The organism is Gemmiger formicilis (genome assembly GCF_016901605.1).
GTDB lineage: Bacteria > Bacillota > Clostridia > Oscillospirales > Ruminococcaceae > Gemmiger > Gemmiger formicilis_B.
Map to the genome: position 1 here is coordinate 1 of NZ_JACJKP010000017.1, position 24,251 is coordinate 24,251.

Sequence of the window (24,251 nt, forward strand, 5' to 3'; positions counted from 1 at the left end):
CACGGCGGCGAATTTGCCGGCCTGGTCACCGCAAGACAAAGTATCCGTGAAAGTTTTGATATCAAGGAGGTTCTTCCCCAATGAGCATGTTAGTGGAAACCAAAGCCCGGGTAGGCGTGTTCGCCATTGCCCTGGGCGCCTATCTGCCCCAGTTCCCCAGTCTGGTGCCGGAATTCCAGGCCCAGTATGAGCAGTTCAAAACCATGATTCCCGACACCGTAGAACTGGTGGACGGCGGCATCGTGACCACCAAGGAGCTGAGCCAGGCGGCCGGGGACAAGTTCCGCGCCGCCGACGTGGACCTGGTGATTCTGCAGCTGCTGACCTACGCCACCTCCTACAACATGCTGCCCGCCGTGCGGGACCTGGATGTGCCGGTGGTGCTGGTGAACGTCCAGAAGCTGCGCGCCCCCGACTACGAGCACACCGACACCGCCAAGTGGCTGGGTGAGCTCTACGCCTGCGGCGCCGTGGGCGAGATGGTGGCCGACCTGGAGCGGGCCGGCAAGCGCCATGCGGTGATCACCGGCGTGGTGGAGGGCGGTGACCCCACCGTCCAGGCCGAGATCAACGACTGGTGCAAGGCCGCCCAGGTGCGCCGCCGTTTCCGGGACACCAATCTGGCCCAGATCGGCCGTCCCTACCCCGGCATGATGGACCTCTACATCGACGAGACCAACCTCTACCACCGGATGTGGCTCTACACCAAACAGTTTGACTGGGAGAAGATGTGGGCCATTGCTGACAACGTCACCGACGAGGCGGTCATCCGCGCCAAGGCCGAGGAGATCCTCGACACCTTCGACATCGAGGGCGGCGGCACGGTGGAAAAGGTCTGGGAGATGGCCCGCTACGTGGTGGCTTTTGAGCAGTGGGTCAATGACGAGAAGATCGCCTTCATCGCCTCCCACTATGACGGCTTTGCCCAGGGCAAGGCGGGGGTGCTGGACTCCATGCTGATTCCTGCCTTCTCGATGCTCATCAAGCAGGGCGTCGCCTGCGCCGTGGAGGGGGACATCAAGGTGGCCATGGCCATGTCCATTCTCAAGACGATTTCCGGCCAGGGCCAGCTGTCCGAGATGTATTCCATCGACTTTGACAAGGACATCTGCATCATCGGCCATTCCGGCTCCGGCGACGCAGCCATCTCGGCCAAAAAGCCCACCATGAAGATCGTGCCGGTCTTCCACGGCAAGACCGGCGGCGGTTACCTGACCCAGTTCTACCCCCATCTGGGTCCCGTGACCTACCTGGGCATCACCCAGGACAAGGACGGCCACTTCAAGTTTGTGGTGGCCGAGGGCATCAACGAGGAAGGCCCCATCTTCACCTTCGGCGACACCAATATGCGCACCCGCTTTGCCTGCGGTGCCCGGGAGTTCGTCAACCGCTGGAGCGAGGCCGGCCCCACCCACCATATGGCTGCCGCCTGCGGCCGCCACATCGACACCATCCTGAAGGTTGCCAAAATCTTCAATGTGCCGGTGGATGTAATCACCCGCTGATCCCACTTCTTAAGACAGATTTATACAGAAAGGAACATGAATATGGAAATCTATGACATCCCCTGTGTCAAAGGCTTTATCCGGATGTGCAACGACGGCTGGCTGCAGGGCTGGCACGAGCGCAACGGCGGCAACCTGACCTACCGCATGACCGAGGAGGACGTGGCCGCCTGCCGTCCCTACTTTGACGAGACGCCCCGGGAATGGGTGAAGATGGGTGTCCAGGCGGACAACCTGGCCGGGGAATATTTCATCACCACCGGTTCGGGCAAGTACTTCCGCAATGTGGAACCCGACCCCATCCACTCTATCGGCATTGTGGAGATCAATGCCGCCGGCGACAGCTGGCGCATCGTCTGGGGCCTGACCGAAGGCGCCAAGCCCACCAGCGAATTCCCCAGCCATTTCATGAACCACAGCGTGCGCAAGGCTGCCACCAACGGCGCCAACCGGGTCATCTACCATTGCCACGCCACTAACGTCATCGCCCTGACCTACATCCTGCCCCTGACCGACCGTGATTTCAGCCGTGCCCTGTGGCAGAGCGCCACCGAGTGCCCGGTGGTCTTCCCCGAAGGCGTGGGCGTCTGCCCCTGGATGGTGCCGGGCGGTGCGGACATCGCCATGGCCACCAGCGAGAAGATGAAGACCTACCAGGCCGCCATTTGGGCCCAGCACGGCCTGTTTGTCTCCGGCCCCGACTACGACACCACCTTCGGTCTGGCCCACACCATCGAGAAGAGCGCCGAGATCTACGTCAAGGTTCTGTCCATGGGCGGCGGCCTGATCCGCCAGACCATCGAGGATGACGACCTGCGCGCCATCGCCCGGGACTTCGGTGTCACCCTCAACGAGAATTTCCTCGACTGACTTCCGTGATTCCTCCCCCCCCAAGGGAGTTCAACCCATCATTTTCAAAACACAAAAAGGAGTGTACTGTTATGGTATCCCGCATTGTTCTGAACACCATTTCCTACCACGGCCATGGCGCCATCGAGAACATCATTCCCGAGCTGACGTCCCGCGGCTACAAGAACGCCTTCGTCTGCTCTGACCCCGACCTCGTGAAGTTCGGTGTCACCAAGAAGGTCACCGATCTGCTGGAGGCTGCTGGCTTCGCCTACGCCCTCTACAGTGAGATCAAGCCCAATCCCACCATCCAGAACGTCCAGGACGGCGTGAAGGCCTTCCAGGAAGCCCAGGCGGACTGCATCGTCACCATCGGCGGCGGCTCCTCCATGGACACCGCCAAGGCCATCGGCATCATCATCAACAACCCTGAGTTCGCCGATGTCCGCAGCCTGGAGGGCGTTGCTCCCACCAAGAAGCACGCGGTCTTCACCATCGCCGTGCCCACCACCGCCGGCACCGCGGCTGAGGTCACCATCAACTACGTCATCACCGACGTGGAGAAGAAGCGCAAGTTCGTCTGCGTGGACACCAACGACATCCCCGAGGTTGCCGTTGTCGATCCTGACATGATGGCTTCCATGCCCAAGGGCCTGACCGCCGCCACTGGTATGGACGCCCTGACCCATGCCATTGAAGGCTACATCACCAAGGGCCACTGCACCATCTCCGATATGTTCCATCTGGAGGCTATCCGCCTGATTTCCGAAAATCTGCGCGGCGCTGTCCAGAACACGCCGGAAGGCCGTGAGGGCATGGCCCTGGGCCAGTACATCGCCGGTATGGGCTTCTCCAACGTGGGCCTGGGAATCGTGCACAGCATGGCTCACGGCCTGTCTGCTCTGTACGACACCCCCCACGGCGTGGCCTGCGCCATCCTGCTGCCGGTGGGCCTGGAGTACAACAAGAGCGTGGCCGGTGAGCGCTATCGTGCCGTCGGCAAGGCCATGGGCGTGGAAGGCATCGACGCCATGAGCGATGCCGAGGCCGCCGACGCTACCATCGCCGCCGTGAAGAAGCTCAGTGCCGATGTGGGCATCCCCTCGAACCTCCAGGGCATCCTGAAGGAGGAGGACATCCAGTTCCTGGCTGAGTCCGCCTTTGCCGATGCCTGCTGTCCGGGCAACCCACGCGACACCAGCGTAGAGGAGATCAAGGAACTCTATAAGAGCCAGCTGTAAGTGGGAATGCTTGTGAATCTGCAAGTCGACGGCCAACTCAAAAATATTACCGTTGTCCGTATATGGGGGATCTGAGCGTAGATAAATTTGAGTTGCGCTGTTTTATAAAAACCTCTACCTACGGGGAAAAGGAATATTGAAAGATAAAAAACTGTTTTTTAAAAGAAAGATACAAATTAAAATAAATCTAAAGAAGAGTGCTGATCGCGATGCGGTTGGCACTCTTTTTTTGTTCGACAATATATTATAAAAAACGCCATCTTTTGGGAATTATCGACTTGCGGACTTGCGTTGATAGTACCTGAGGACGGTGTTTTTTATTTCTGTGTCTGCAGAAAGGCACCTTCTTTTATGAAATATAAATTTTTTATTTAAATGTATCAAAAGGTGTTAGGTTTAGGCGATAAGATACCCCCATAGCAAAGGAAGGGAGGGAAACCGCGGTGCGGCCGAACGAACGGCGCAGAAAAATCCTTGAACTGATGAATCTGCGTCGGTATGACACCATGCAACATCTGGCCGAAGAGTTCGGTGTATCGCGGATGACGATCTATAGGGATTTTCTTACGCTTGCTGAAGAGTATCCATTTATACATACCTTTGGTCGTAACGGGGGAATTTCTCTGCCAGATGGATATTACTTGAGCAGAAAGTATCTAAAACCTGAACAGGTAGACGCTATTCGGAGAAATCTGGATAACGTTTGCGTTAAAGATCGTGAAATATTCCAAAGTATCCTGAACGACTTTGCTTGGGCTGATTGATCAGGCCGCACCTTGACAACCGAATACCCAGCACGGAGGTACGTTCCCGGTGTAAGAAGCGTGATCAGAGAAGCGCCATGACGTACAAGCTCATACCCGGCAAGGTGGCGAGATTGTACCGAGCGATCCATTCTACTGAAAAAGCAGCGAGAGCTGCTTCGCCATGATCTGCATGGGAGATAATGATACCCTGTTTGCCCCGCACGTCAGACGGGGTGGCCGACCTTGGGTTGCAATCCTTAGACCTCTGGAACGCCAGTGAAGGCTGCGCAAGCGGCTGCCTAACGAAAGTGAACCGTGTTCCCAACTGCCAGGGGGGCGAGCGGCAAATATGGCATTTCTGTATATTACTCTTTTTTGCCGAACATCAACAACCCCATGTGTTGATGTCGAACCCGTGCGGCGCAGTGCAGACCGCTGCGCCGTACTATTTTGCCATCAACCAAGGAGATGATCCTATTGACTAATCCAGAAACCGGATACGAGAAAGCCCACCGACAAGCAGAGCAGATATTCCGGGAAGTGTTTTCGGCCAGAGGGATGAACGTACGCGAAGGCCAGATACGATTGTGCCATGCGATGCTGGATACCTTGTTTGGCAGGGATGTGGCCCTGTGTGACGCCGGTGTGGGTCTGGGCAAGACCTATGCCTATCTGGTCGCCTGCATTTTATGGCAGCTGCAAAAGCCGAGTCCAATGCAGCGGCCGGTGGTGATCTCCACGGCCAGCATCACGCTGCAGAATGCAATTTTGGAAGAATACATACCGTTTTTATCGGATGCATTAATACAAAATGGATATATTCAAGCCCCGGTTTGTGCCGTGCTGCGAAAAGGAAAGGAACGCTTCGTTTGCGATGTGCGTTTGCTGATTCGCCAAAAGCAGATTACGGCAAGGGGAAAACGCTTCCGCAAGCGGGCCACCGCGCTGCAGGAAGCTAGGCAATGCCTGGACCTTGACCGACTGCCGAACCTGCCTCGCCATGAGCGCCGCCTGATCTGTGTGCCGAGTCGGTGCGGCCGCAGTTGCATCGCACATACGGACTGCCGCTACCGACAATATCTGAAAGCATCCAACGGGCCTTCGGTCACGATCCAGGTTTGCAATCACAATTACCTGCTGGCAGACGCGGCTCATCGGAAAAACGGTTGGACGCCGCTTTTGAAGGATTACCAGGCTTTGGTGATCGACGAAGCGCACAAGCTACCGGAAACCGTACGACAGATGAACACCCGGCGGATCTGTTCAGCAGAGTTGCTCGCCTATGAAAAACTGCTGACAGCCGGTCATTGTGGGCTGAGCGCGCAGAAACTTCGAGCCGTCACCCGGGAATTCCTCGCGGCATTTGCGCCGCCGGAAACGAAAGCAGAACGGGCAATACCGCTGAAACAGACAAAGGCCGAAACCGCGGCGCTCCAGCATCTGGACAAAGCAATCGGCGAAATTCTGAAACAGAGGCCCGAAGCAATGCCCCGAGGACTGCGCGGCAAACTAAGCGCAGTACAGCAGCTGATACCGCTGTTCTTAGGTACAGACAGCGCCTTTGTGCGCTATCTTACCTGGCACCGGGAAAGTGGTGGAATCGGCGTGGAACTGTGTGCCGTACCGTTTGATCTGCCGAAATGTCTGACCTCTGCGCTTTGGAATGAACAAAAGCCTGCGATCCTTACTTCGGGTACACTGGCAGTGGGGGAAGATTTTTCCCATGCCGAAAAGCGGCTGGGCCTGGATCGGGGCACGCCGCTGCGCACCCTGAAAGTCCTTTCGCCCTTTGATTACGCGAAAAACTGTATGCTGTATTTCCCCGAATCACGGCGGCATAAGAGCGAGCCGGAGGAGGAGCGCATCGCCCGGCAAATCGAAGAACTGGTCCATGCGGCAAACGGCCACACGCTGGTGTTGTTCACATCCTATGACCAGATGGGCCATGTCTACGAAAAGCTGAAGGACAAACTCCCTTTACCCGTTTTGCAGCTGCGGCGCAATGCACAGAGCTATCTGCAGCAGTTCAAACAACTGCCCAATGCGGTCCTGTTCGCCAGCGGTGCCTGTTGGGAAGGAGTGGATTTCCCAGGAGATATGGTTTCTCTGCTTGTGATCCCGAGGCTTCCGTTCCCCGTGCCCGATCCGCTGGGAGAAGCGCTGCGGACGCAATACGGCGATCTTCACAGTTACATCCAGACCGAGATCGTGCCCGAAATGCAGATCAAGTTGCGTCAGGGCTTTGGCCGTGCCATCCGCACCGAAACGGATAGCGGTGTGGTGGCAATCCTCGATCCCCGTGCGGCCCCCGGCGGGCGCTACCACCGGGCAGTGCTGGGCGCATTGCCGGAAATGCCCGTTGGCGCCTCGCTCCGGGCGGTCCGCAAATTTTACCGGAAGCATAAAAGCCCGGAATACTTTTTGCCCAAATTATCCAGGGAGGTAGATTTATCATGCGAGCTATCTGTTTTATCCAGGAAGTCAAAAGTGGAGACCTGACCATGCGGCAGCAGATTCTGATCTGCCGTAAAGCGCTTCGCAAACTGCGCTGGCCTTGCGTACAGGAGCTGTATGCTCAGGCTGGCACCGAAGACCAGCCGCTGTCGCTGCGCCCCGGTATGGCCGACCTGCTGCGCGCCGCGGCAGACGGCGAAGCAGATGTTCTGATCGTGGTGGATGCCGAGCATCTACATTGTGGCCGTCCCGAACTGGAAGGGCTTATCGCTTCGTTGCTCTGCTATGGCATCCACACCTTCGGCGTTAAGTGCGGCTGGATCGAACCGGGTGGCCGGCACTGGATGGCTCTCCCGAATTACGATTCGGAGGTGTGAGATGGAAAGCAAGAAAGAAGATGTGCTTTTCTTTCCGCGTGTCTGGTTGTATGCGCGCACAGGCAGCCGGCATCGCTCTGCTGCTGAACAGCAGCTGGATGAACTTCGTGAATGGGCAAATTGCAATGGGTACTGTATAGTTGGCCAAAGCTGCGAATGTACCAAGGACAATTCCTTTTGGCGTCCTGGTTTGTTTTCCATGCTCCGGGCCGTGCGCAGGGGCAATGTCGATGCCGTGGCAGTAACAAGGCTTTCTCGATTTGCCCGTAAGAGAAGCAAACTTTGCAAGATCCTTGTCGAATTACAGGCAAGCGATGTGACGCTGATCACCACCGATGTAAGTTTGCGGTATCAGCTATATCTTTATGGTCTGGATTGTGTGATTGCAGATTGCCCGAAAGGAAGGAACCGGTGTGCAGGAATACATACAGCAGATGCCTGATGGCCGTACTCGGATACAGCGGGAAGTAGAGGGGGGCTCTGTTACCATATACTTTTCGGAAAAGGACGATGAAGGTACACTTGAAAAAGTGAAATCCATGATTATGGATGCCTACGCAGAGAGAAAACTCCGCGAGGGTAAACTGTCAAATTGTGACCAGTTGTAGAGAGTGTGTTTCTCCGTTTTGGTGATAGCTTTCCTCCCGTTGAATGAGTATTGTTGGGATGGGCAAATAGCCCGAACTAATTGAATAGGGGAGGAACAACGATGACTTTTTGGGACCAACATGGGCAGGAAGTGGAGATCTCGCAGGCAGATCAGAAGTGGTTAGATGATTCGTATTTTATGACCCAACAGATGCGGTTGGAGGTCGATGCACCACGGGCGGCCCTGTCCTATCGAGTTTCCACGAAAGGACAGGTGGACCACGACGATATCCCTATGCAGAAGATCGCCTGTCGGAAGTTCGCCCAGGAGCATGGCTGGCGTGTGGTACTGGAAAAAGCCGAGAAGGGAATCTCGGGTTCCAAAGTTTCCGCCAGTAAGCGGGATGTGATTCAGGAACTGCGCAGCGAGGCAAGCACGGGTAACTTCGATATCCTTCTGGTGTATATGTTTGACCGGCTGGGACGCATCGAGAGTGAAACGCCATTCGTACTGGAATGGTTTGTCCAGCACGGTATCCAGATGTGGAGCACCCACGAAGGCCAGCAGCGTATCGAAAGTCACGGCGACAAGCTCATGAACTATATCCGGTTCTGGCAGGCGGCAGGGGAAAGCGAAAAGACTTCCATGCGAACCAGGGACCGCATCCGTCAGATCGTTTCCAGTGGACATTTTGCCGGAGGTTTTGTCCCTTATGGATACCGTGCTATTAATAAAGGTAGAGTCAACAAGAGAGACCAGCCCGTAAAGGATCTGGAAATCAATCCAGATGAAGCGGAATGGGTCCGGGAAGTGTTTATGAAAGTGGCGGAAGAAGGTGCCAGTGGATATGCCATGGCACAGATGCTGAACCAACGAGGACTGCGTACCCGCCAGGGGGCGGAGTTCCAGTCTTCCAACATCAAGAGAATGATTCAGCATGAAGGCTATACTGGATATATCATTACTAAGGCGGCAAGATCGGAGTTTATGCCGCAGCTGCAGATCATTGATGAGGCTTTGTTTGCCAAGGCCAACGAGATGATCAGCAAAAGAAGCAAAAAGGCTATGAAAGATAAAAACGCTGCCCAAAAGAGCAGCAATCCAACATTATTGGCCGGCATCGTCGTCTGCGCACATTGCGGGGCGAAGATGTCGGCCTTTTTGCATACAGATCGATATAAACTGGCCGATGGGAGTATCCGGGAGAAGGTGCAGGCCAAGTACAACTGCTACCAGCGCGGCCAGCACCTGCGGCAATGTGATGGACAGTCTCTCTATCTCGCAGAGAAGGTTGACAGGATCGTGCTTGTTTACGCCGATGAACTGTTCCGCAAGATTAAGAGCGAGCCTTATGATAAGAGCATCGAGCAGAAGATTCGTCAGCAAGAAGCAAACCATAATAGAAAAAAGCAGGCTGCCGAGAAGAAAATCAAGGCAGCCCAGTACAAGCAACAACGCTATGAGGATGAAGTGTTGAAATGTCTGGAAGGGGAGAGCGCCTTCTCGCAGGAGATGCTGGCCCGACTGATTGCTCAGGCAGAGGCTGAAGTCAGGCAAGCAAAAGGTGAGTACGCAACTCTATTGCAGAACAATGATGATCGGACCACGGTACAGCAGATCCGCAGTTACTACGATGAATTCCTCGGCTGGGCAAATGAATTTGATCTTGCCACAGTCCAGAGGAAAAGAGCTATCCTGGCACAGCTGTTCGAGAAGGTGGAGGTTGGAAAAGGATACAAGATTACAATCCATGTGCGAGGAACTTATAAGCAGTTCTTGAGAGAAGAACCACATGGAAAATTTTGACTACACCATTAGTATTGGTCAGTTGGGAGAGCAACTGACTCTTAATCAGTGGGTCCTGGGTTCGAGTCCCCGATGGTGCACCATACCAAGCAAATCCGAACGTACTTCTTTTTGAAGGTGCGTTCGGATTTGTTTTTTATATCCATACATCCATATTAAGAAAAAATGGCACTAGCCAAGAAAGCTCTTATTAGCCTCTATACATTTCTGTATTTCTTCTCTACTGCGGAAATCTATTGGAATCCAGGAATTGACGGGATACATACATAGCGGCAAGGAGATGCTAGTGCAGTCGGTATAAGCATAATCTGCCCAATGGGTTATATCGATCCCTGGATATGAGATAGCGTTATTAGGGTTTAGTATAAGTAAAAAGCCTACAGGATATGTTACAATTTCGCTTACAGATACAGGGTCATGATGGTTAAGATTGAGTGATTCGCTGATCCCGTTGATTTTTAATAAGGGGCTTAATGTAAAGTACATACAAATCTTGAATCGGCCGTAATTTAATCCGGTTCGCTCTTTATCTAAGACAACCTTTCGTAAATCATCAATCCAATATTCTGCATTAACAAGATTGTATTGAGCTAAAATCAATTTTTGAATAGGCGATGTTAGAATTTGTGTACTGAATGGGTATACGACAGGTTTGTAATTGGTATGATCGTCCGTAGGAGGATTGGCGGAGCAAAACATAGAGAAAATTTGCTTTATGACTTGTAGAGGGTAAACGTTTTTTATATTTATTTCACCAGTTTGTATGAGATGCGAAAAACTGGTTTCAAATGTTTCTTTTATCTGTTGCGCGAATTGTGAGTAAGCAGCTCCATACCAGCGGCCGGTTTTATTATTACACTTTTTACATAATGAGTATTTCCCCGCTCCCTGCTGAGCATTCTCATAGTGCATTTCGGAGAAGTCCCATGGAAGTTTGTTGCTTCCTATTAACTCCTGCCCATTATAAATTTTGGCACGGCTATTGTTACCAGATGAGCGTGGCGGAATATGCTCAAAGGTAAGTTTATCTTTATACTCTAGGCAAAGGGCGCAATATCCAGAATGTTTTTTATTCATATTGATAGATCTCCGTACAATAAGAAGACAAGTAAGAATAGTAATTTCGATTGTGTAACATGAATACTTACTTGTTCTTCAGAATAATCCCTTCAAACTCCTCCCAACCGATTTCCCCTAACTGATACTTACTCAGCGCCATCTGCGCCTGCTTGCGCCAGGCGTTGTAGTCATCCCGCATTTTCTGGTTGCCGGGAGCACGGGAGCAGCGCATCTGGTAGCGGTTGCGCATCTTGTTGTAGAGTTCCTTGGCTTTGTTGGCCTTCAATTCCTCGGCATAGGCCAGCTTGGCGGCAATATCCTTGCAGGTGGCGCCGGTTTCTGGGTCCAGCACCCGCTCACAATACTTGGCACGGCTGGAGAAGGGCACAAACAGCCGGTGGCAGCTTTCACAGACAGTGACCGGCAGGTCCTGGGCACACATCTGTACAAATTCCAAAAAGAGTAACGCAGGCAGCGTATCGCTTGCGTAGAACGTGGCGGCAGAAATGCCGCCTTTTTTGTTGTCTGCAGGCCGTTTGTAACGGGTCTGGATATGGATGTCGTCCTCCAGCCTGTGATATTTCTGGTAGGTCGAATCGCCATTTTCGGCCAGTTCTACCAGCAGCTCCGAAGGGCGCTGGCCATGCTCCGTTCTGGGGCGGCCATCCTCGTCCACCAGTGTAGCCTCGATCAGCTGGTGCAGATCTGTTTTGCTGTCCACCAACTGCTGCAGCAAGGTCACAAAGGATTCCAATACCGACAGTGTCGTCCGGCACAGAGAGGCATCCCCGGTATCACGCTGGATAAATACCTTCATCTGGTCTGTGTACTCCGGGAAGTTCCGGCAGAACCCCTCCATGATGTCGCTGGTTATGGCCAATTCGCCGAGGTGGGACATTCTGGTGCGCAATTCATCAAATGTATACGAACTGTCATTTTTTCCAGTCTGTATAAATTGCCACAGGCTATGTTGGGTAGCTTTCAGTTCCCGCTCATTGCGACGGAAGTTGGCAAGCGTGTAGCCTTCCACCAGATCAAACAGAGCAGGGGAAACCTGCCGCACAGCGGTGGAAAAATCATGGTAAAAGGAAGCCACCTGGTAATACACACAGGTGTCAGGGGAGGCTAGGCTCTGCTGCATGGTCTGATCTTCCGGGAATTCTACACCCCGGAATCTTTCCAGCAACGCGCGGCCCCGTTCCAGATAGGGGACGGCATCCAGGTCCAGCACACCGAACACCAGGGAACCCAGCGGATATGTATGCTGGGGCGTGTCGTAGCCTTGGATGTATTCGGTGCGGCCTTCAAAGAAAAGGTACGTCTGGTAGTTCAAAATTTGTCACCGTCCTGTGTTGGAGCATAGTGGAAGGAAAAAGGCTCTGTGTTTTTCTGTGTTTCAGAAACAGCCGAGAGAAATGTGTGAATCATCCAACATGAAAACAGTCTAACACATCTTGAAACTGACTGCAAGGCGTTGTATGCTGTGTGTGTCGGAAGAATCTATGATGAAATCGTCAAACATTTTCCGAGGACAAAACCAACCGGAAAAGAGGGATGCCAGAAGCCAGAGTCCGCAACTAACCTATAACCCAAGGAGGTGCCATCTGAACCATGAACTCGTTCCCGCAGAGGAAAACCTCAACCGTATTGACAGCTTTCTGATGATCCCGAGCAGTCTCCTGTCGGAAGAACCCTATCGGGATCTTCCCGGCGAAAGCAAGCTGCTGTACGGCCATTTGCTGGGGCTGCTTCGGCTGTCGGCCCAGGATACCACCGGGCGCTGGAAAGCCGAGGGCAGGCCCTGTGTGAGCCTCTCGCGGGCCAGTGCCGGGAGGTTGCTGCACTGCCAGCGGGAGAAGGCTGCCGGATTGTTCGCCGCCCTGGAACGCTGCGGCTTGCTGGAGCCCGTGCCGGGACAGTCAAACGGAAAGGCCCGGCGGTATTATCTCAATCTGCCCCGGCCCAAGGAACCCAACGAGCTGTAACCACCCGTCGGAGAATCCGGCACGACCTGTAGGAAAAACGGACAGGCAGTTGACGGATTTGCCGACACTGACCCGTCGGAAAAACCGACACGATAAAGATAGAATGAACTATCTAACTAAAAGAGAAATAGAGAAAGAATTCCACACCCCGCGTTTTGCAAAAGGTGGGCAAAGGCTGTGGTGCCTGGTTTCCAGAGGCAACCACAGACTTGGTAACCGCTACGACGGCGGCCCAACCGGGAAGATGGCACACCGATTTCGGTTGGCAGCCGTATCCCGATCCCTCCCGCCGCAGCGGGCCCACTGGCACTTTGCCGGCAGCGCCGGAAAGTGTCATAGTGGGTCAGATGCTTTCCAAAGCATCTGCGTACCCCATCCGCAGCAGAACCGCACCCAAGAAAGGAGTCGCCTATCAGCAAAATCCATCGGACCGTGGTGCGCAATGAGCGCTACCGTAAAAATGCTATCTCGGTGCGGGAGCGGCACAACGAACGCAAGAACGAAGTGTACTCCAACCCGGATGTGTTGCTGGAATACAGCCACAACAATGTGACCTTCAAAGCCTGTGAGGCAGCTACTTACGCCCAGCAATTTGAGCGGATGGTGGAAGAAGGCGTCGTTTCCACCCGAGGACTGAAACCGGATGCCTACGTCTTTGATGAGCTGGTGTTTGATGTGAACACCGATTACTTCGAGACCCACGGCGGCTATGAGTACGCCAAGAAATTCTACGCCGAGGTGTATGAGCTGGCCAAGGAGATCGCAGGCGGGGAACAGTACATCATCTCCGCGGTCATGCACGCCGACGAGCGCAACCGGGAAGCCAGTGACCGGCTGGGAAGGGATGTGTTCCACTATCACCTCCACGTTGTCTACCTGCCGGTGGTGGAAAAGCAGATCCTCTGGTCCAAACGGTGCAAGGACCCGGCGCTACGGGGTACCGTGCGGGAAACGATCATGCAGGTCAGCCACAGCAAAAAGTGGCCGATGGTCCCCATGACCGATGACCAGGGACAGCCTGTGCTGAAAAAGAACGGCAAGCCCCGGTTGATAAGTTCCTACAGCCTGCTGCAAACGCAATTCTTCGAGCACATGCGGCAGGCGGGATTCACCGACTTTGAACGCGGTGTACAGGGGAGCGATGCCGAACACCTGGATGTGCTGGAGTATAAGGTCCAGAAAGACCGCCAGACAGTGGCAGAGCTGTCTGACCAGACCAAACAGCTGCAAGGTCAGCGGAAGGAGCTTATCTCCCAGGTGAAGAACATTTCCGGCTCAATCCGCGATGTGGCGGACATCGAGCAGCGGGCCAAAACCAAAGGTGTGCTGGAAAAGCGGGTGGAACTGATGCCGCAAGATTTTCAGACGCTGTGTGAGATGGCAAAGGCCACCGGCAAGTTGCAGGCGGAAAACCTCAGTCTGCGGATGCAGCTGCAGCAAAGCACAGTGAGGGAACAGGAAGTGCGCCAGCGCCTCCACCGCTGTGAGGAACAGTTGGATGCAGTACTCACCGAAACCCGGCCCTACCGCGAAGCCATGCGGGTGGCACCGGAACAGGTGCAGGCGTTTGTGCTGGGCATCTGCCGACGCCGGCAGGAGGAAAAGCGGCTGAACCGTCAGCAGCGCCGCCAGCGGGCCAAGGGTCAGGATCGATGACAGAACGCATCATAAGGCAGCAGGGGGCAGCCCTGCAGAAAGGAGCCGCTACGGAAGATCGGCAGGAGAAGAAAACAGCACAGGCAGCGGCGTCCGCCAAATACCGGGAGGACGGCGTGCCCCAGCAGGAGCTGGAGCGGTTCGCCCGGTTCCTGCTGCCCAAGATCCAGGCATTTTACCAGTCGGAAGAGGGACAACGGCTGTTTGAGGAGTGGAAAAACAGGAGAAACGCGGAAGAAAAAACGTGAAAGTGCTTATAGCCTAATCATTTTGGGGAGAAACCTCGTTATCATAAGTGAAGCACATTTTACAAAGGGGGGATGCGTATGCGGGATGCGCAGTTGATACGTCGCATTCAGGCCGGAGACCGCACGGCGGGAGATGCCCTGATTGAGCGATATTATACGGCAATTCTGCGATATTGCGCCCGCCATACCCCTTGTACACAGACGGCGGAGGACCTGACCCAGGAAGTCTTTTTGCACCTGTTTCGTACCATAGGAAGCTACCGGGAACAAGGGCAGTTCCGCGCCTATCTGTATCGCATCGCCTATTGTCTGTGCGTGGATGCTGCCAGACAAAGAAAAACGGAACCGTTACCGGAGAACATGGCAGACACATCGGCGCCTTTTGAAGCTGTCGAAAACCGTGATATGGCAGAGCGACTGTTGGCAAGTCTGCCCCCGGAGCAGCGGGAAGCCGTATTGCTCCGGTATGGGGAAGGACTGAAATACCGCGAGATTGCAGCCGTGACGGGCCAGCCATTACGCACCGTGCAGAGCCGTGTACGGAAAGCACTGAAATCTTTAAGGGAGGGAAGACTGTGAATTCTTCTGAGTTGCATCACCTGCTGTGCCAGGGGCCCCAGCCCTCTCGCATGGCGGAAACCAAACAAAAGTGCGCCGCGCTCTTACAAGAAAATTCGGTGCGGCAGCGTACCGGATTCTGGACCTTCCTCTCACAGGTATGGCGCTTTACCGGGGTGCCCATGTGGGCGGCTCAGGGGGCGGCTTCTGTTCTGTTTTTCCTGGCGGCGGCCGGACAAAAAGACCTTGTGTCCTGGCTGCCGCTGCTGGGGCCTCTTCTGGTGGCAGTATGTCTGCCGGTCCTGTTTGCTGGTCAGCGCTACGACATGGATGAACTGGAAGCATCCACCTGTGTGTCCCGTGCAGAATTAGCACTTGCCAAGTTGATTCTGGCCGCGGCCGCAGACCTTGTGATTCTGACATCGGCACTGGTGTTGGGAAGGTCACAGACGGGAAAAGCCGTGCTGCCGTTATTTTTCTATCTGCTGGTTCCTTTTTTGTTTTGTGCGATGGTTGCCTTGACAGTGCTTCGACGCTGTCCGCGGAGCAATGGAACAATTTGTATCGCGGTATGTTCCGTCACGGCAGCAGGACTGCTGATGATTCATCTTGCGGCACCCCAACTGTATGAAACATCTGCGTTGGGCGGCTGGATTCTTGCATTCCTGGTATTCGGCGGATTTTTTGTCAGAGAACTGATTTCTCTGTTCCAACAACGAAAGGAGGGCATCATCGGTGGAATTGCTGCTTGAAAATCTGTGCAAGGAGTTCGGAGGAAACACGGCGGTGGCAGGGGTCACCGCTGTGTTGGAACCCGGTATTTATGGTCTGTTGGGCGCTAACGGGGCGGGAAAAACAACTCTTTTGCGGATGATTTGCGGCGTCTTGAAGCCCACTGCCGGACAGGTACGCCTGGATGGGATTCCCATTGACGCACTGGGGGCGGCATACCGGGACAAACTGGGTTATCTACCCCAGGATTTTGTCGGATATCCGCAGTACAGCGCCCGCGATTTCCTTCTGTATATGGCTGTGCTGAAAGGGATGACCCGCTCCCAGGCCATGCCCAAGATTCAGGAACTGCTGCATATGGTCCGTCTGCAGGAGGCTGGCAATAAAAAGATCCGGACCTTTTCCGGCGGGATGCGCCGCCGGTTGGGCATCGCCCAGGCATTGCTCAATGACCCGGATATTCTGATTCTGGACGAGCCGACCGCAGGGTTGGACCCCAAGGAGAGGGTCCACTTCCGCAACATTCTGGAAGGGTACGCGCAGGAAAAAATTGTGCTGCTTTCCACCCACATTGTTTCTGATCTGGAAGCGATTGCGCACAAGGTGTTCCTGATGAAAGACGGACGCTTTCAAACCCAGGGGACAGTTTCGGAACTGCTGCAGCAGGCAAACGGACGCGTGTGGGAGCTGACTTTGCCGTCCCAAGAGGCTGAGACCTGGCAGGCACGAATGACAGTAATCAATCTGCGCTATGACGGGAACAGCGTGACGCTGCGGATTCTGGCGGATGCAAAGCCTGCCCCGGCGGCAAGGCCATGTATCCCCACGTTGGAAGATCTGTATCTGTTGTACTTCCCGGAGGAGGAAGGAGGCGACAATCCATGAGCCTGTTCTGGCAGGAACATAAGAAACTGTGGCGCTCTGGACTGACCAGACTGGCAGTCTGTGGAATGCTGCTGTTGACGCTGGGGCTGCAGGTATGGGCCATGCAGTGTATCAATTTCGGCACCATGCGAGCGGATGGAAGTCACCAGATCGATGGGTATACGAACATTCGCAAGAGTCAGCAATATGCCGCCCAGTGGCAAACGCTCACCGATGAGAATGTACAGGATATGGTGCGTACCTATCAGCAAATCCTGGCGGAGAACCCCGAGTTTGACGGGGCTTTGGCGGATTTCAGCTTTCTGCAGGGAACACTGGTATCGTTTCTGTGGCCGGAGGTGGAGGATCAGACCCAGACCTATCCCACACTTACCATCTACTATGTGGACCCTGCTCGCTTGACCGGTCTGTATGAGCGTCGGGAGGAAAAACTCGAATATTACCTGGAAAACCAGTTTTCAGACCCGGCGGATCGGCAGTTCTTTCTGGATATGGACAGCCAGGTGGACAAGCCCATGGCATACGGCTGGGCTGCAGGCTGGTCTGCCATTTTGGGCAACGGAATCGGGGGCTTTGGGCAGATGGTCTTGCCCGTGGTTCTGGCTCTGGCCCTGACATCTGTGTTCGCCGGGGAAAGACGGCGGGGCATGGATACGCTGCAGGTGACATCCCTGCATGGAAAAGCAGGACTGGCCGGGGCCAAACTCCTGTCGGGCCTTGCCTTTGCGGTGGAAATCTTTGCGGTGTTTGCGGCGGTTATGGTGGCGGTTCAGGCGATCTGGCTGGGATTTGAGGGCTGGAATCTGCCCATCCAGCTGATCAAGATGCTGACCACTGCACCGATGAACATGCTACAGGCGGAATGCTATGAACTGGCGTACCTGTTCTGCTCTGTGCTGGGATTTGCCGGGATTGCCTTGCTGATGTCGGCGCTTCTGCCGGGAACCACGGCAGCATTGATCGCCGCATTGTTGATCACCTGGGGACCACAGATCCTAAACCAGTATCTGCCCTGGTCGGTACAGCAATATCTGCGGCTGCTGCCCTTTGTGGGCGGGGCGGAGGATATCTTCCGGCAGAACCTGTATCATTGGTTCGGTTTCCGGATCTGGTCGCCCGGACCTTTGCTGGTGATCCCGTTCCTGGTAGGACTCGTTTGCCTGCCGTTTGCTGTGATGGCATGGTGCCGGAAACGAAAACGGTAAAGAGCCGTCAATATGCAAAATGTCATGGGAGACAGAAATCTCTCATGACATTTTTTCTGACGGGTGAACTAGGAAAGGACCAGAAGAAAGACTTGAAGAAAACCGCTGATTCGATTATACTTGAATTGACGAATTTTACAGGAGGTCTTTCCATGGATGTATCCGTAGGCACCCGGCTGCGCGTGCTGCGCAAGGATGCAGGGCTGACCCAGGCTCAGCTGGCGGCACTAGCCGGAACCAATCAGGCGGCCATCAACCGGTACGAAACTGACAGGGCGGCGGCACCTTACCGTATCCTGGTCTGGTATGCCACCTATTTTAATGTATCGCTGGACTATATCTTCGGTCTGTGCGAAGACCCCCGCGGGCGGTATGTCTGCGTTACGCCGGAAGGGGCGCAGGAGGTGGTGCAGCGCAAACCGGATTGGAGCGAATTTGTGGAAGCCTGCTTCACACCGGGCAGCGAGCTGAACCGCCGCTTAAAGCAGATGATCCTCAATATGGGAGAAGAGGAGAAGCACAAGTGAGGAGGTGCACGCCATGAATGCCGTGATTTATGCCCGTTACAGCAGCGACAACCAGCGGGAAGAATCCATCGAGGGCCAGCTGCGGGAATGCAAGGAGTATGCCGACCAGAACGGCATCACTGTGGTGCGGACCTACATCGACAGGGCACTGTCCGCCAAGACCGACAGCCGCCCGCAGTTCCAGCAGATGATCCGCGACAGCGCCACCCACACCTTTGAAGCGGTGCTGGTTTGGAAGCTGGACCGCTTTTCCCGCAACCGGTACGACTCAGCCCACTATAAGCGCATCCTCAAAAATAACCGGGTCCATGTGGTGTCGGTGACGGAACCCATCTCCAACACGCCGGAGGGCATCATGCTGGAAAGCCTGCTGGAAGGCATGGCCGAGTACTATTCGGCGGAGCTGGCCGAGAAGGTCAGCCGCGGTCATAAAGAGAATGCCCTCAAGGCCAAGTTCAACGGCGGCCCGGTGCCGCTGGGGTACCGCATCGACAGCGAGCATCACTACCAGATCGACCCGGCCACCGCGCCGGTGGTGCAGGAAGCGTTCCAGCGGTATGCGGCGGGGGAGAGCATCCGCAGTATCATCGAATCGCTGAACGCCCGGGGCATCCGCAACAGCCGGGGCAACCCGTTCACCAAGAACAGCTTCCAGACGCTGCTCAAAAACCGCCGGTATCTGGGCGAATACCGCTATAAGGATACCGTCATCCCGGATGCCATCCCGGCCATCATCGACCCGGACTGCTTCGATGCGGTCCAGCGCCGGTGTGAGATTCACCGCCAGGCACCGGCACACAACAAGGCGGATGTCCACTATCTGCTCACCACCAAGCTGTTCTGCGGCAAGTGCGGTACCATGATGGCAGGGGAGAGCGGCAGAAGCCACACAGGTACGGTCCACTGCTATTATAAATGCGGCACTCGTAAACGCAGCGGCAAGGAGGCTTGCAGCCTGAAGCCGGTGCGCAAGGAGCCGCTGGAGCAGTTTGTGGTGCAGACGGCGTTGGAAAAGGTGCTGAATGACCGGGTTATCGACCTGCTGGCGGACAAGCTGCTGGAATACCAAAGCAAGGAAAACACCCGCCTGCCGGTTTTGCAGGCGGAGCTGAAAGAGGTCAAGCGCCGGATCGACAATCTGGTGGCGGCCATCGAGCAGGGCATCCTGACCCCCTCCACCAAGGCGCGGATGGAGGTACTGGAACAGCAGCGTGAAGCGCTGGAAACCAGCATCCTGCAGGAGCAGATCGAAAAGCCGCCCATTACCCGGGAACAGATTCTTTTCTGGTTCGATCAGTTCCGCCACGGCGACCCGGCGGATATCGCCTTTCAGGAGAAGGTCATCGACTGTTTTGTCAATTCCATCTATCTGTTCGATGACCGCATCGTGGTAAATTTCAACTATCAAGAGGGCGGACGCCCGGTATCTTTAGAAGAAGTACTTAGTTCGTTTTTGGATGGGAATGGTGCACCAAAATAAAAGCCCCTACGGCGTGTCCCGCCGTGGGGGCTTTTATTTTGGTTGCACGCTCGGAGGACGAGAACAGCTGCGAAGGCGACCGCCGCCTGCGGCGGAAACAGGGAGCCGGAGCAGGGGCAGCGGTCGCAGAGGACAAGCCCCGTCCCAAGGGGCGCCGGCCGATGCGGGCACCGCAACTCGTAAGGGCCCGCCGTCCGCTCCGGCGGGCAAAAAGGGTCCGGTGGACCCTTTTTAGAGCGCGGGAGAGTCCCCGGGGAACGTAAAGGAAAGCAGGGCGTGCCGTGGGTAGAGATGTTGCCGCTACACAGCCTTACGGAAAGCGTAGGGCTCTTTTTTATTGCTATAATCCGGGAAGTAGAGCTGGTGCAGACGGGGACGAGAACAGCTGCGAAGGCGACCGCGCCTGCGGCGGAAGCAGGGAGCGGTCGCAGGGGCCGCACGGAAGAATCCAATGTTTGCAATTATTTCCCCACTATGATATAGTAAAAGTAGTTTTATAAAAGTGCAAAAGTAAAAGGGAGGTTTCTGTATGAGTTCCCGCAGGCCTTTGTCTACCGTTGAATTGCGCAAAGAAAACCGGAATCGCGTATACCGCTATCTGATTGCACAGTGGGAACCTGTTACGAAACAAGATCTGGCGTTTCGTTTGTCCATGAGTTTGCCCACGCTGACCCAGAATCTGAACGAACTGACCGATATGGGCCTTCTGGACCGCTCCGTTACCACCGATTCTACCGGGGGACGGCGGCCGCGGCTGATCATCCCTTTGCCCAATGCGCGGTTTGCGCTGGGTATTGAACTGACTGCAAGCGATCTGCACATGGTGGCCATCAACCTGCGGCAGGAAACCCTGGCCTGCCAGAAAGTGGTGATCCCTTTTTCCAACACGGCTGCCTATGGAAATCACCTCTCCCAGTTGATCGAACAGTTTTTGGATGAACACCAGCTGGACCGGGAAAAACTGCTGGGCGTTGCCATGACCCTGCCGGGCATCATCGGGCCGGACCAGACGACCATCGAATACGCGCCCACCATCGGCGTGCACAGCTCCACCCCGTGCCAGTTTACCCAGGCAATCCACTACCCGGTCCTGCTGGATAACGACGCCACCTGCGGCGGATTTGGCGTGTGGTGGAACCGCACGGACCAGCCCAGCATGGCCTACCTCTCTTTAAGCCGGGGCGTGGGCGGCGCCATGCTGGTAGACGGCAAACTGTACGACGGTGTGAACCACCGGGCGGCGGAATTCGGCCATATCTGCCTGAACCCCAACGGTCTGCTGTGCAAGTGCGGGCGCAAGGGCTGCCTGGAAGCCTACTGCTCCACGGCGCGCCTCTCCGACGACCTGGACATCAGCCTGGACGAGTTCTTCCAGCGGCTGGAGGAGGGCAACGGGGAATACAAGGCCCTGTGGGATACCTACCTGGAAAATCTGGCCAATGCCGTGACCATCATTCATACCATTCTGGATTGCCCTGTGGTCATCGGGGGACTGCTCTCCCAGTATCTGCCGCCCTACCGGGACCAGCTGGAAAACCTGATCCGGGGGTTGGTCTCCCAGTCGGAGGAGGCAAGCTTTATCACCTTCAGCCCCAGTTCCAGCCATTCGGTGTGCATTGGGGCCGCCACACGCCTTTTATACAATTTTGTAAAACAGCTTTAAGAATGCAGCACCGCCGTTTTTTAACGGCGGTTTTTTGTTGTCAGAATTGTATAAATTCTCAGGGGCGTTTTGTGCAACCCTCTGAATGAGGAAAAATGATCCAAAACGCATTGACATCTGAAATAGAGCTGATGTATTCTATAAACAAAAGATAAAGTATATTTACAAAAGTTATTTCTTTAATTGCTTGTGCAGCCAAGGGCGGCGTGCTCCTGGTCGCGGTCATCTTTGACGTGGTCACCAGCCGCAAGTCCGGCAAGTAAAAAAGGTTGGCATGGGAGGCTGTTATGCTGTATATTGGAATTGATCTGGGAACTTCGGCCGTCAAGCTGCTGCTGATGGATGAGGAAGGCCATATCAAGAACGAAATTTCCCGGGAATATCCCCTGGAATTCCCCCGGCCGGGCTGGAGCCAGCAAAACCCCGAGGATTGGAAAAATGCCGTGCTGGGGGGCATCCCCGACCTGCTGGCATCCTTTGACAAATCCCAGGTGGCGGGCATCGGCGCCGGCGGCCAGATGCACGGCCTGGTGGTGCTGGACGAAAACGACCGGGTGATCCGCCCGGCCATCCTGTGGAACGACGGCCGCACCGCCCGGGAGGTGGACTACCTCAACGAGGAGATCGGCCGGGAGACCCTGTCTGCCCGCACGGCCAACATTGCCTTTGCAGGCTTTACGGCCCCCAAGATCCTGTGGATGCGCAAGCATGAACCGGAAAACTTTGCCCGCATCCGCAAGATCATGCTTCCCAAAGACTATATCAACTACATTCTCACGGGGGTGCACTGCACTGATTACTCGGACGCCAGCGGCATGCTGCTGCTGGATGTGGAGCACAAGTGCTGGAGCCGGGAAATGCTGGACCTTTGCGGCATTACCCAGGACCAGATGCCCCGCCTGTTTGAAAGCTACGAGGCCGTGGGCACCCTGCGGCCGGAAATTGCCGCCCAGCTGGGCTTGCCGGAATCGGTGGTGGTCTGCGCCGGTGCGGGGGATAACGCCGCGGCGGCGGTGGGCACCGGCACCGTGGGCGAGGGAGCCTGCAACATCAGCCTGGGCACCTCGGGCACGCTGTTCATCTCCAGCGAGCATTTCGGCGTGGACCCGCACAACGCGCTGCACGCCTTTGCCCACGCCGACGGCCATTACCACCTGATGGGATGCATGCTCTCGGCGGCGTCCTGCAACAAGTGGTGGATGGACGAGATCCTGGGCGACCGGGACTACGCGGGCGCTCAGGCCCCCATCACCGATGAGATGCTGGGGCGCAATCATGTCTACTTTTTGCCCTACCTGATGGGGGAGCGTTCCCCCATCAACGATACCAACGCCCGGGGGGCCTTCCTGGGCATGACCATGGACACCACCCGCACCGACTTTACCCAGGCGGTGCTGGAAGGCGTGGCCTTTGCCATCCGGGACAGCTTTGAGGTGGCCCGTTCCCTGGGGCTGGAGATCCGCCACAGCATGATCTGCGGCGGCGGCGCCAAGAGCCCCCTGTGGAAAAAGATCATTGCCAACGTGCTCAATGTGGAACTGCATACCCCGGCCTCGGAACAGGGGCCCGGCATGGGCGGCGCCATGCTGGCCATGGTGGCCTGCGGCGCCTACCCCAGCGTGCAGGCAGTCTGCGACAGGCTGGTGCAGGTGGCCGACACCGTCCGCCCGGACCCGGCCATTGCGGCCCGCTATGAGGAGCGGTACCGGCAGTTCTCCAAGATTTATCCGGCGCTGAAAGCGCTGTATCCCCAGCTGCTGTAAATTGGAACGATTTGCGGGGATCACACCCCGCGCTTGAGGTGACATGTTATGAAAATTCAATCGGTATTCGACGCGGCTTTTGCCCCCTACGGCAAGGTGCTGGAAGGCTATGACACGGCCGAACTGGTCAGGACCCTGCAGGCTGTGACCCCGGTACCGGCGGGGGTGGACTACGTGCCCTCCCAGCCGGAACTGGAAAAACTGCCCGTTGCGGCCCAGTTTGCCGCCAATGCCTACGGCGGCATGCCCATCCAGCTGGGATGGTGCAACGGGCACAACACCAGACTCAACTGCCTGGAATATCACCGGGACAGTGAGCTGAACATCGGCGCCGGGGATTTTATCCTTCTGGTAGCCAAGGAAGACGACATCGTAGACGGCAAGCTGGATACCGCCAAGGTACAGGCATTCCGGGCCCCGGCGGGCGCCGTGGTGGAAGTGTATGCCACCACCCTGCACTACGCCCCCTGTTCCGCAGCCCCCGGTGCCGGGTTCCAGGTGGTCATTGTGCTGCCCCGGGGCACCAACGGGCCCAAACCCGCCATGACTCCTCTGAATGAGGAGGACAAGACCCTGTGGGCCTGCAACAAGTGGCTGCTGGCCCATCCCGATTCCGACGAAGCAGGCCAGGGTGCCGTTGCTGCCCTGACCGGAGAAAATATTGATATTGCATCCCTGCTGTAAAATCAAGGAGGAACTCATTATGAAATCCACCAACATTCCCGAAGTCCGTCTGGGTATTGTGGCGGTCAGCCGCGACTGCTTCCCCATTGCCCTGTCCACCCAGCGCCGCCAGAACATCGTGGCCGCCTGCAAGACCAAAGGTTTTGAGCCCTATGAGTGCAGCGTCACGGTGGAAAACGAAGCCGATATGCTCAAAGCCGTGGAAGAAGTAAAGGCCGCGGGCTGCAACGCCCTGACGG

General features: G+C 55.7%; 22 protein-coding genes and 1 pseudogene. 21 read left to right on the forward strand and 2 right to left on the reverse strand.

Annotation, left to right across the window (positions count from 1 at the left end; translation table 11 throughout):
* Positions 1 to 80 precede the first annotated feature (80 nt).
* The 8 genes from H6B10_RS02510 to H6B10_RS02545 all read left to right on the forward strand — a co-directional run bounded on the left by H6B10_RS02510 (position 81) and on the right by H6B10_RS02545 (position 9,567).
* Positions 81 to 1,505 carry an arabinose isomerase gene (locus H6B10_RS02510; RefSeq protein ID WP_243427221.1) on the forward strand — a complete coding sequence of 475 codons (1,425 nt, stop codon included), beginning with the start codon at positions 81 to 83 and terminating at the stop codon, positions 1,503 to 1,505.
* 42 nt (positions 1,506 to 1,547) lie between these two features.
* Entirely contained in the window at positions 1,548 to 2,375 is an 828-nt protein-coding gene (gene rhaD / locus H6B10_RS02515) for a rhamnulose-1-phosphate aldolase (protein ID WP_204649352.1), read from the forward strand.
* A gap of 71 nt (positions 2,376 to 2,446) precedes the next feature.
* Complete coding sequence (gene fucO / locus H6B10_RS02520) at positions 2,447 to 3,595, forward strand: lactaldehyde reductase (protein WP_204649354.1); 1,149 nt, start codon at positions 2,447 to 2,449, stop codon at positions 3,593 to 3,595.
* Positions 3,596 to 4,038: 443 nt separating this feature from the next.
* A complete protein-coding gene (locus H6B10_RS02525; protein WP_204649356.1) occupies positions 4,039 to 4,359 on the forward strand; it encodes a DeoR family transcriptional regulator in 321 nt (106 codons plus the stop codon).
* 459 nt (positions 4,360 to 4,818) lie between these two features.
* Positions 4,819 to 6,840 (forward strand): ATP-dependent DNA helicase, encoded by a 2,022-nt coding sequence (locus H6B10_RS17935; RefSeq protein WP_243427222.1) that lies wholly within the window; start codon positions 4,819 to 4,821, stop codon positions 6,838 to 6,840.
* Positions 6,795 to 7,172: a recombinase family protein gene (locus H6B10_RS02535; protein WP_204649358.1), complete on the forward strand. Its 378-nt coding sequence runs from the start codon at positions 6,795 to 6,797 to the stop codon at positions 7,170 to 7,172. The genes H6B10_RS17935 and H6B10_RS02535 overlap by 46 nt, the downstream gene beginning before the upstream one ends.
* Position 7,173: 1 nt before the next feature.
* The gene (locus H6B10_RS02540) at positions 7,174 to 7,614 is read left to right on the forward strand and encodes a recombinase family protein (RefSeq protein ID WP_204649360.1); all 441 of its coding nucleotides are present in this window, start codon (positions 7,174 to 7,176) and stop codon (positions 7,612 to 7,614) included.
* Positions 7,615 to 7,881: 267 nt separating this feature from the next.
* Positions 7,882 to 9,567: a recombinase family protein gene (locus H6B10_RS02545; RefSeq protein WP_204649362.1), complete on the forward strand. Its 1,686-nt coding sequence runs from the start codon at positions 7,882 to 7,884 to the stop codon at positions 9,565 to 9,567.
* Between the two features lie 171 nt (positions 9,568 to 9,738).
* On the opposite strand, the gene H6B10_RS02550 is transcribed toward H6B10_RS02545, so the two are convergent.
* Both H6B10_RS02550 and H6B10_RS02555 read right to left on the reverse strand, forming a co-directional pair.
* A complete protein-coding gene (locus H6B10_RS02550) occupies positions 9,739 to 10,644 on the reverse strand; it encodes a hypothetical protein (protein WP_204649364.1) in 906 nt (301 codons plus the stop codon).
* A gap of 67 nt (positions 10,645 to 10,711) precedes the next feature.
* On the reverse strand, positions 10,712 to 11,959 hold the full coding sequence (locus H6B10_RS02555; RefSeq protein ID WP_204649366.1) for a DUF6076 domain-containing protein: 1,248 nt from the start codon (positions 11,957 to 11,959) through the stop codon (positions 10,712 to 10,714).
* A gap of 328 nt (positions 11,960 to 12,287) precedes the next feature.
* Here H6B10_RS02555 and H6B10_RS02560 point away from each other — a divergent pair, with 328 nt between their 5' ends.
* The 13 genes and pseudogenes from H6B10_RS02560 to H6B10_RS02620 all read left to right on the forward strand — a co-directional run.
* The gene (locus tag H6B10_RS02560) at positions 12,288 to 12,611 is read left to right on the forward strand and encodes a hypothetical protein (RefSeq protein WP_204649367.1); all 324 of its coding nucleotides are present in this window, start codon (positions 12,288 to 12,290) and stop codon (positions 12,609 to 12,611) included.
* Between the two features lie 432 nt (positions 12,612 to 13,043).
* Positions 13,044 to 14,267, forward strand: a complete 1,224-nt coding sequence (locus H6B10_RS02565; RefSeq protein ID WP_345941698.1) for a plasmid recombination protein — start codon at positions 13,044 to 13,046, stop codon at positions 14,265 to 14,267.
* Positions 14,264 to 14,515: a hypothetical protein gene (locus H6B10_RS02570; protein WP_204649380.1), complete on the forward strand. Its 252-nt coding sequence runs from the start codon at positions 14,264 to 14,266 to the stop codon at positions 14,513 to 14,515. Before H6B10_RS02565 ends, H6B10_RS02570 begins: the two co-directional genes overlap by 4 nt.
* A gap of 78 nt (positions 14,516 to 14,593) precedes the next feature.
* On the forward strand, positions 14,594 to 15,094 hold the full coding sequence (locus tag H6B10_RS02575; RefSeq protein ID WP_058963902.1) for an RNA polymerase sigma factor: 501 nt from the start codon (positions 14,594 to 14,596) through the stop codon (positions 15,092 to 15,094).
* Positions 15,091 to 15,825, forward strand: coding sequence for a hypothetical protein (locus H6B10_RS02580; RefSeq protein WP_204649369.1), 735 nt, complete (start codon positions 15,091 to 15,093; stop codon positions 15,823 to 15,825). The genes H6B10_RS02575 and H6B10_RS02580 overlap by 4 nt, the downstream gene beginning before the upstream one ends.
* Positions 15,809 to 16,690: an ATP-binding cassette domain-containing protein gene (locus tag H6B10_RS02585; protein ID WP_204649370.1), complete on the forward strand. Its 882-nt coding sequence runs from the start codon at positions 15,809 to 15,811 to the stop codon at positions 16,688 to 16,690. The genes H6B10_RS02580 and H6B10_RS02585 overlap by 17 nt, the downstream gene beginning before the upstream one ends.
* Positions 16,687 to 17,895: an ABC transporter permease gene (locus tag H6B10_RS02590; protein WP_204649371.1), complete on the forward strand. Its 1,209-nt coding sequence runs from the start codon at positions 16,687 to 16,689 to the stop codon at positions 17,893 to 17,895. Before H6B10_RS02585 ends, H6B10_RS02590 begins: the two co-directional genes overlap by 4 nt.
* A gap of 152 nt (positions 17,896 to 18,047) precedes the next feature.
* Complete coding sequence (locus H6B10_RS02595) at positions 18,048 to 18,422, forward strand: helix-turn-helix domain-containing protein (protein WP_193503274.1); 375 nt, start codon at positions 18,048 to 18,050, stop codon at positions 18,420 to 18,422.
* Between the two features lie 13 nt (positions 18,423 to 18,435).
* Positions 18,436 to 19,902 carry a recombinase family protein gene (locus H6B10_RS02600; protein ID WP_204649372.1) on the forward strand — a complete coding sequence of 489 codons (1,467 nt, stop codon included), beginning with the start codon at positions 18,436 to 18,438 and terminating at the stop codon, positions 19,900 to 19,902.
* Between the two features lie 529 nt (positions 19,903 to 20,431).
* The gene (locus tag H6B10_RS02605; protein ID WP_204649373.1) at positions 20,432 to 21,565 is read left to right on the forward strand and encodes an ROK family transcriptional regulator; all 1,134 of its coding nucleotides are present in this window, start codon (positions 20,432 to 20,434) and stop codon (positions 21,563 to 21,565) included.
* Positions 21,566 to 21,852: 287 nt separating this feature from the next.
* Positions 21,853 to 23,328 (forward strand): xylulokinase, encoded by a 1,476-nt coding sequence (gene xylB / locus H6B10_RS02610; protein ID WP_204649374.1) that lies wholly within the window; start codon positions 21,853 to 21,855, stop codon positions 23,326 to 23,328.
* A 48-nt stretch (positions 23,329 to 23,376) separates the two neighbouring features.
* Positions 23,377 to 24,012: a DUF4867 family protein gene (locus H6B10_RS02615; RefSeq protein ID WP_204649376.1), complete on the forward strand. Its 636-nt coding sequence runs from the start codon at positions 23,377 to 23,379 to the stop codon at positions 24,010 to 24,012.
* Between the two features lie 19 nt (positions 24,013 to 24,031).
* Positions 24,032 to 24,251, forward strand: a pseudogene (locus tag H6B10_RS02620) (fucose isomerase); the annotation flags it as partial.

What these genes read in the sequence shown, in the direction of transcription:
- H6B10_RS02510 (WP_243427221.1), top strand. Translation starts at nt 81, where the DNA reads ATGAGCATGTTAGTGGAAACCAAAGCCCGGGTAGGCGTGTTCGCCATT.
- rhaD (WP_204649352.1), top strand. Translation starts at nt 1,548, where the DNA reads ATGGAAATCTATGACATCCCCTGTGTCAAAGGCTTTATCCGGATGTGC.
- fucO (WP_204649354.1), top strand. Translation starts at nt 2,447, where the DNA reads ATGGTATCCCGCATTGTTCTGAACACCATTTCCTACCACGGCCATGGC.
- H6B10_RS02535 (WP_204649358.1), top strand. Translation starts at nt 6,795, where the DNA reads ATGCGAGCTATCTGTTTTATCCAGGAAGTCAAAAGTGGAGACCTGACC.
- H6B10_RS02540 (WP_204649360.1), top strand. Translation starts at nt 7,174, where the DNA reads ATGGAAAGCAAGAAAGAAGATGTGCTTTTCTTTCCGCGTGTCTGGTTG.
- H6B10_RS02545 (WP_204649362.1), top strand. Translation starts at nt 7,882, where the DNA reads ATGACTTTTTGGGACCAACATGGGCAGGAAGTGGAGATCTCGCAGGCA.
- H6B10_RS02550 (WP_204649364.1), bottom strand. Translation starts at nt 10,644, where the DNA reads ATGAATAAAAAACATTCTGGATATTGCGCCCTTTGCCTAGAGTATAAA.
- H6B10_RS02560 (WP_204649367.1), top strand. Translation starts at nt 12,288, where the DNA reads ATGATCCCGAGCAGTCTCCTGTCGGAAGAACCCTATCGGGATCTTCCC.
- H6B10_RS02570 (WP_204649380.1), top strand. Translation starts at nt 14,264, where the DNA reads ATGACAGAACGCATCATAAGGCAGCAGGGGGCAGCCCTGCAGAAAGGA.
- H6B10_RS02575 (WP_058963902.1), top strand. Translation starts at nt 14,594, where the DNA reads ATGCGGGATGCGCAGTTGATACGTCGCATTCAGGCCGGAGACCGCACG.
- H6B10_RS02590 (WP_204649371.1), top strand. Translation starts at nt 16,687, where the DNA reads ATGAGCCTGTTCTGGCAGGAACATAAGAAACTGTGGCGCTCTGGACTG.
- H6B10_RS02595 (WP_193503274.1), top strand. Translation starts at nt 18,048, where the DNA reads ATGGATGTATCCGTAGGCACCCGGCTGCGCGTGCTGCGCAAGGATGCA.
- H6B10_RS02600 (WP_204649372.1), top strand. Translation starts at nt 18,436, where the DNA reads ATGAATGCCGTGATTTATGCCCGTTACAGCAGCGACAACCAGCGGGAA.
- H6B10_RS02605 (WP_204649373.1), top strand. Translation starts at nt 20,432, where the DNA reads ATGAGTTCCCGCAGGCCTTTGTCTACCGTTGAATTGCGCAAAGAAAAC.
- xylB (WP_204649374.1), top strand. Translation starts at nt 21,853, where the DNA reads ATGCTGTATATTGGAATTGATCTGGGAACTTCGGCCGTCAAGCTGCTG.
- H6B10_RS02615 (WP_204649376.1), top strand. Translation starts at nt 23,377, where the DNA reads ATGAAAATTCAATCGGTATTCGACGCGGCTTTTGCCCCCTACGGCAAG.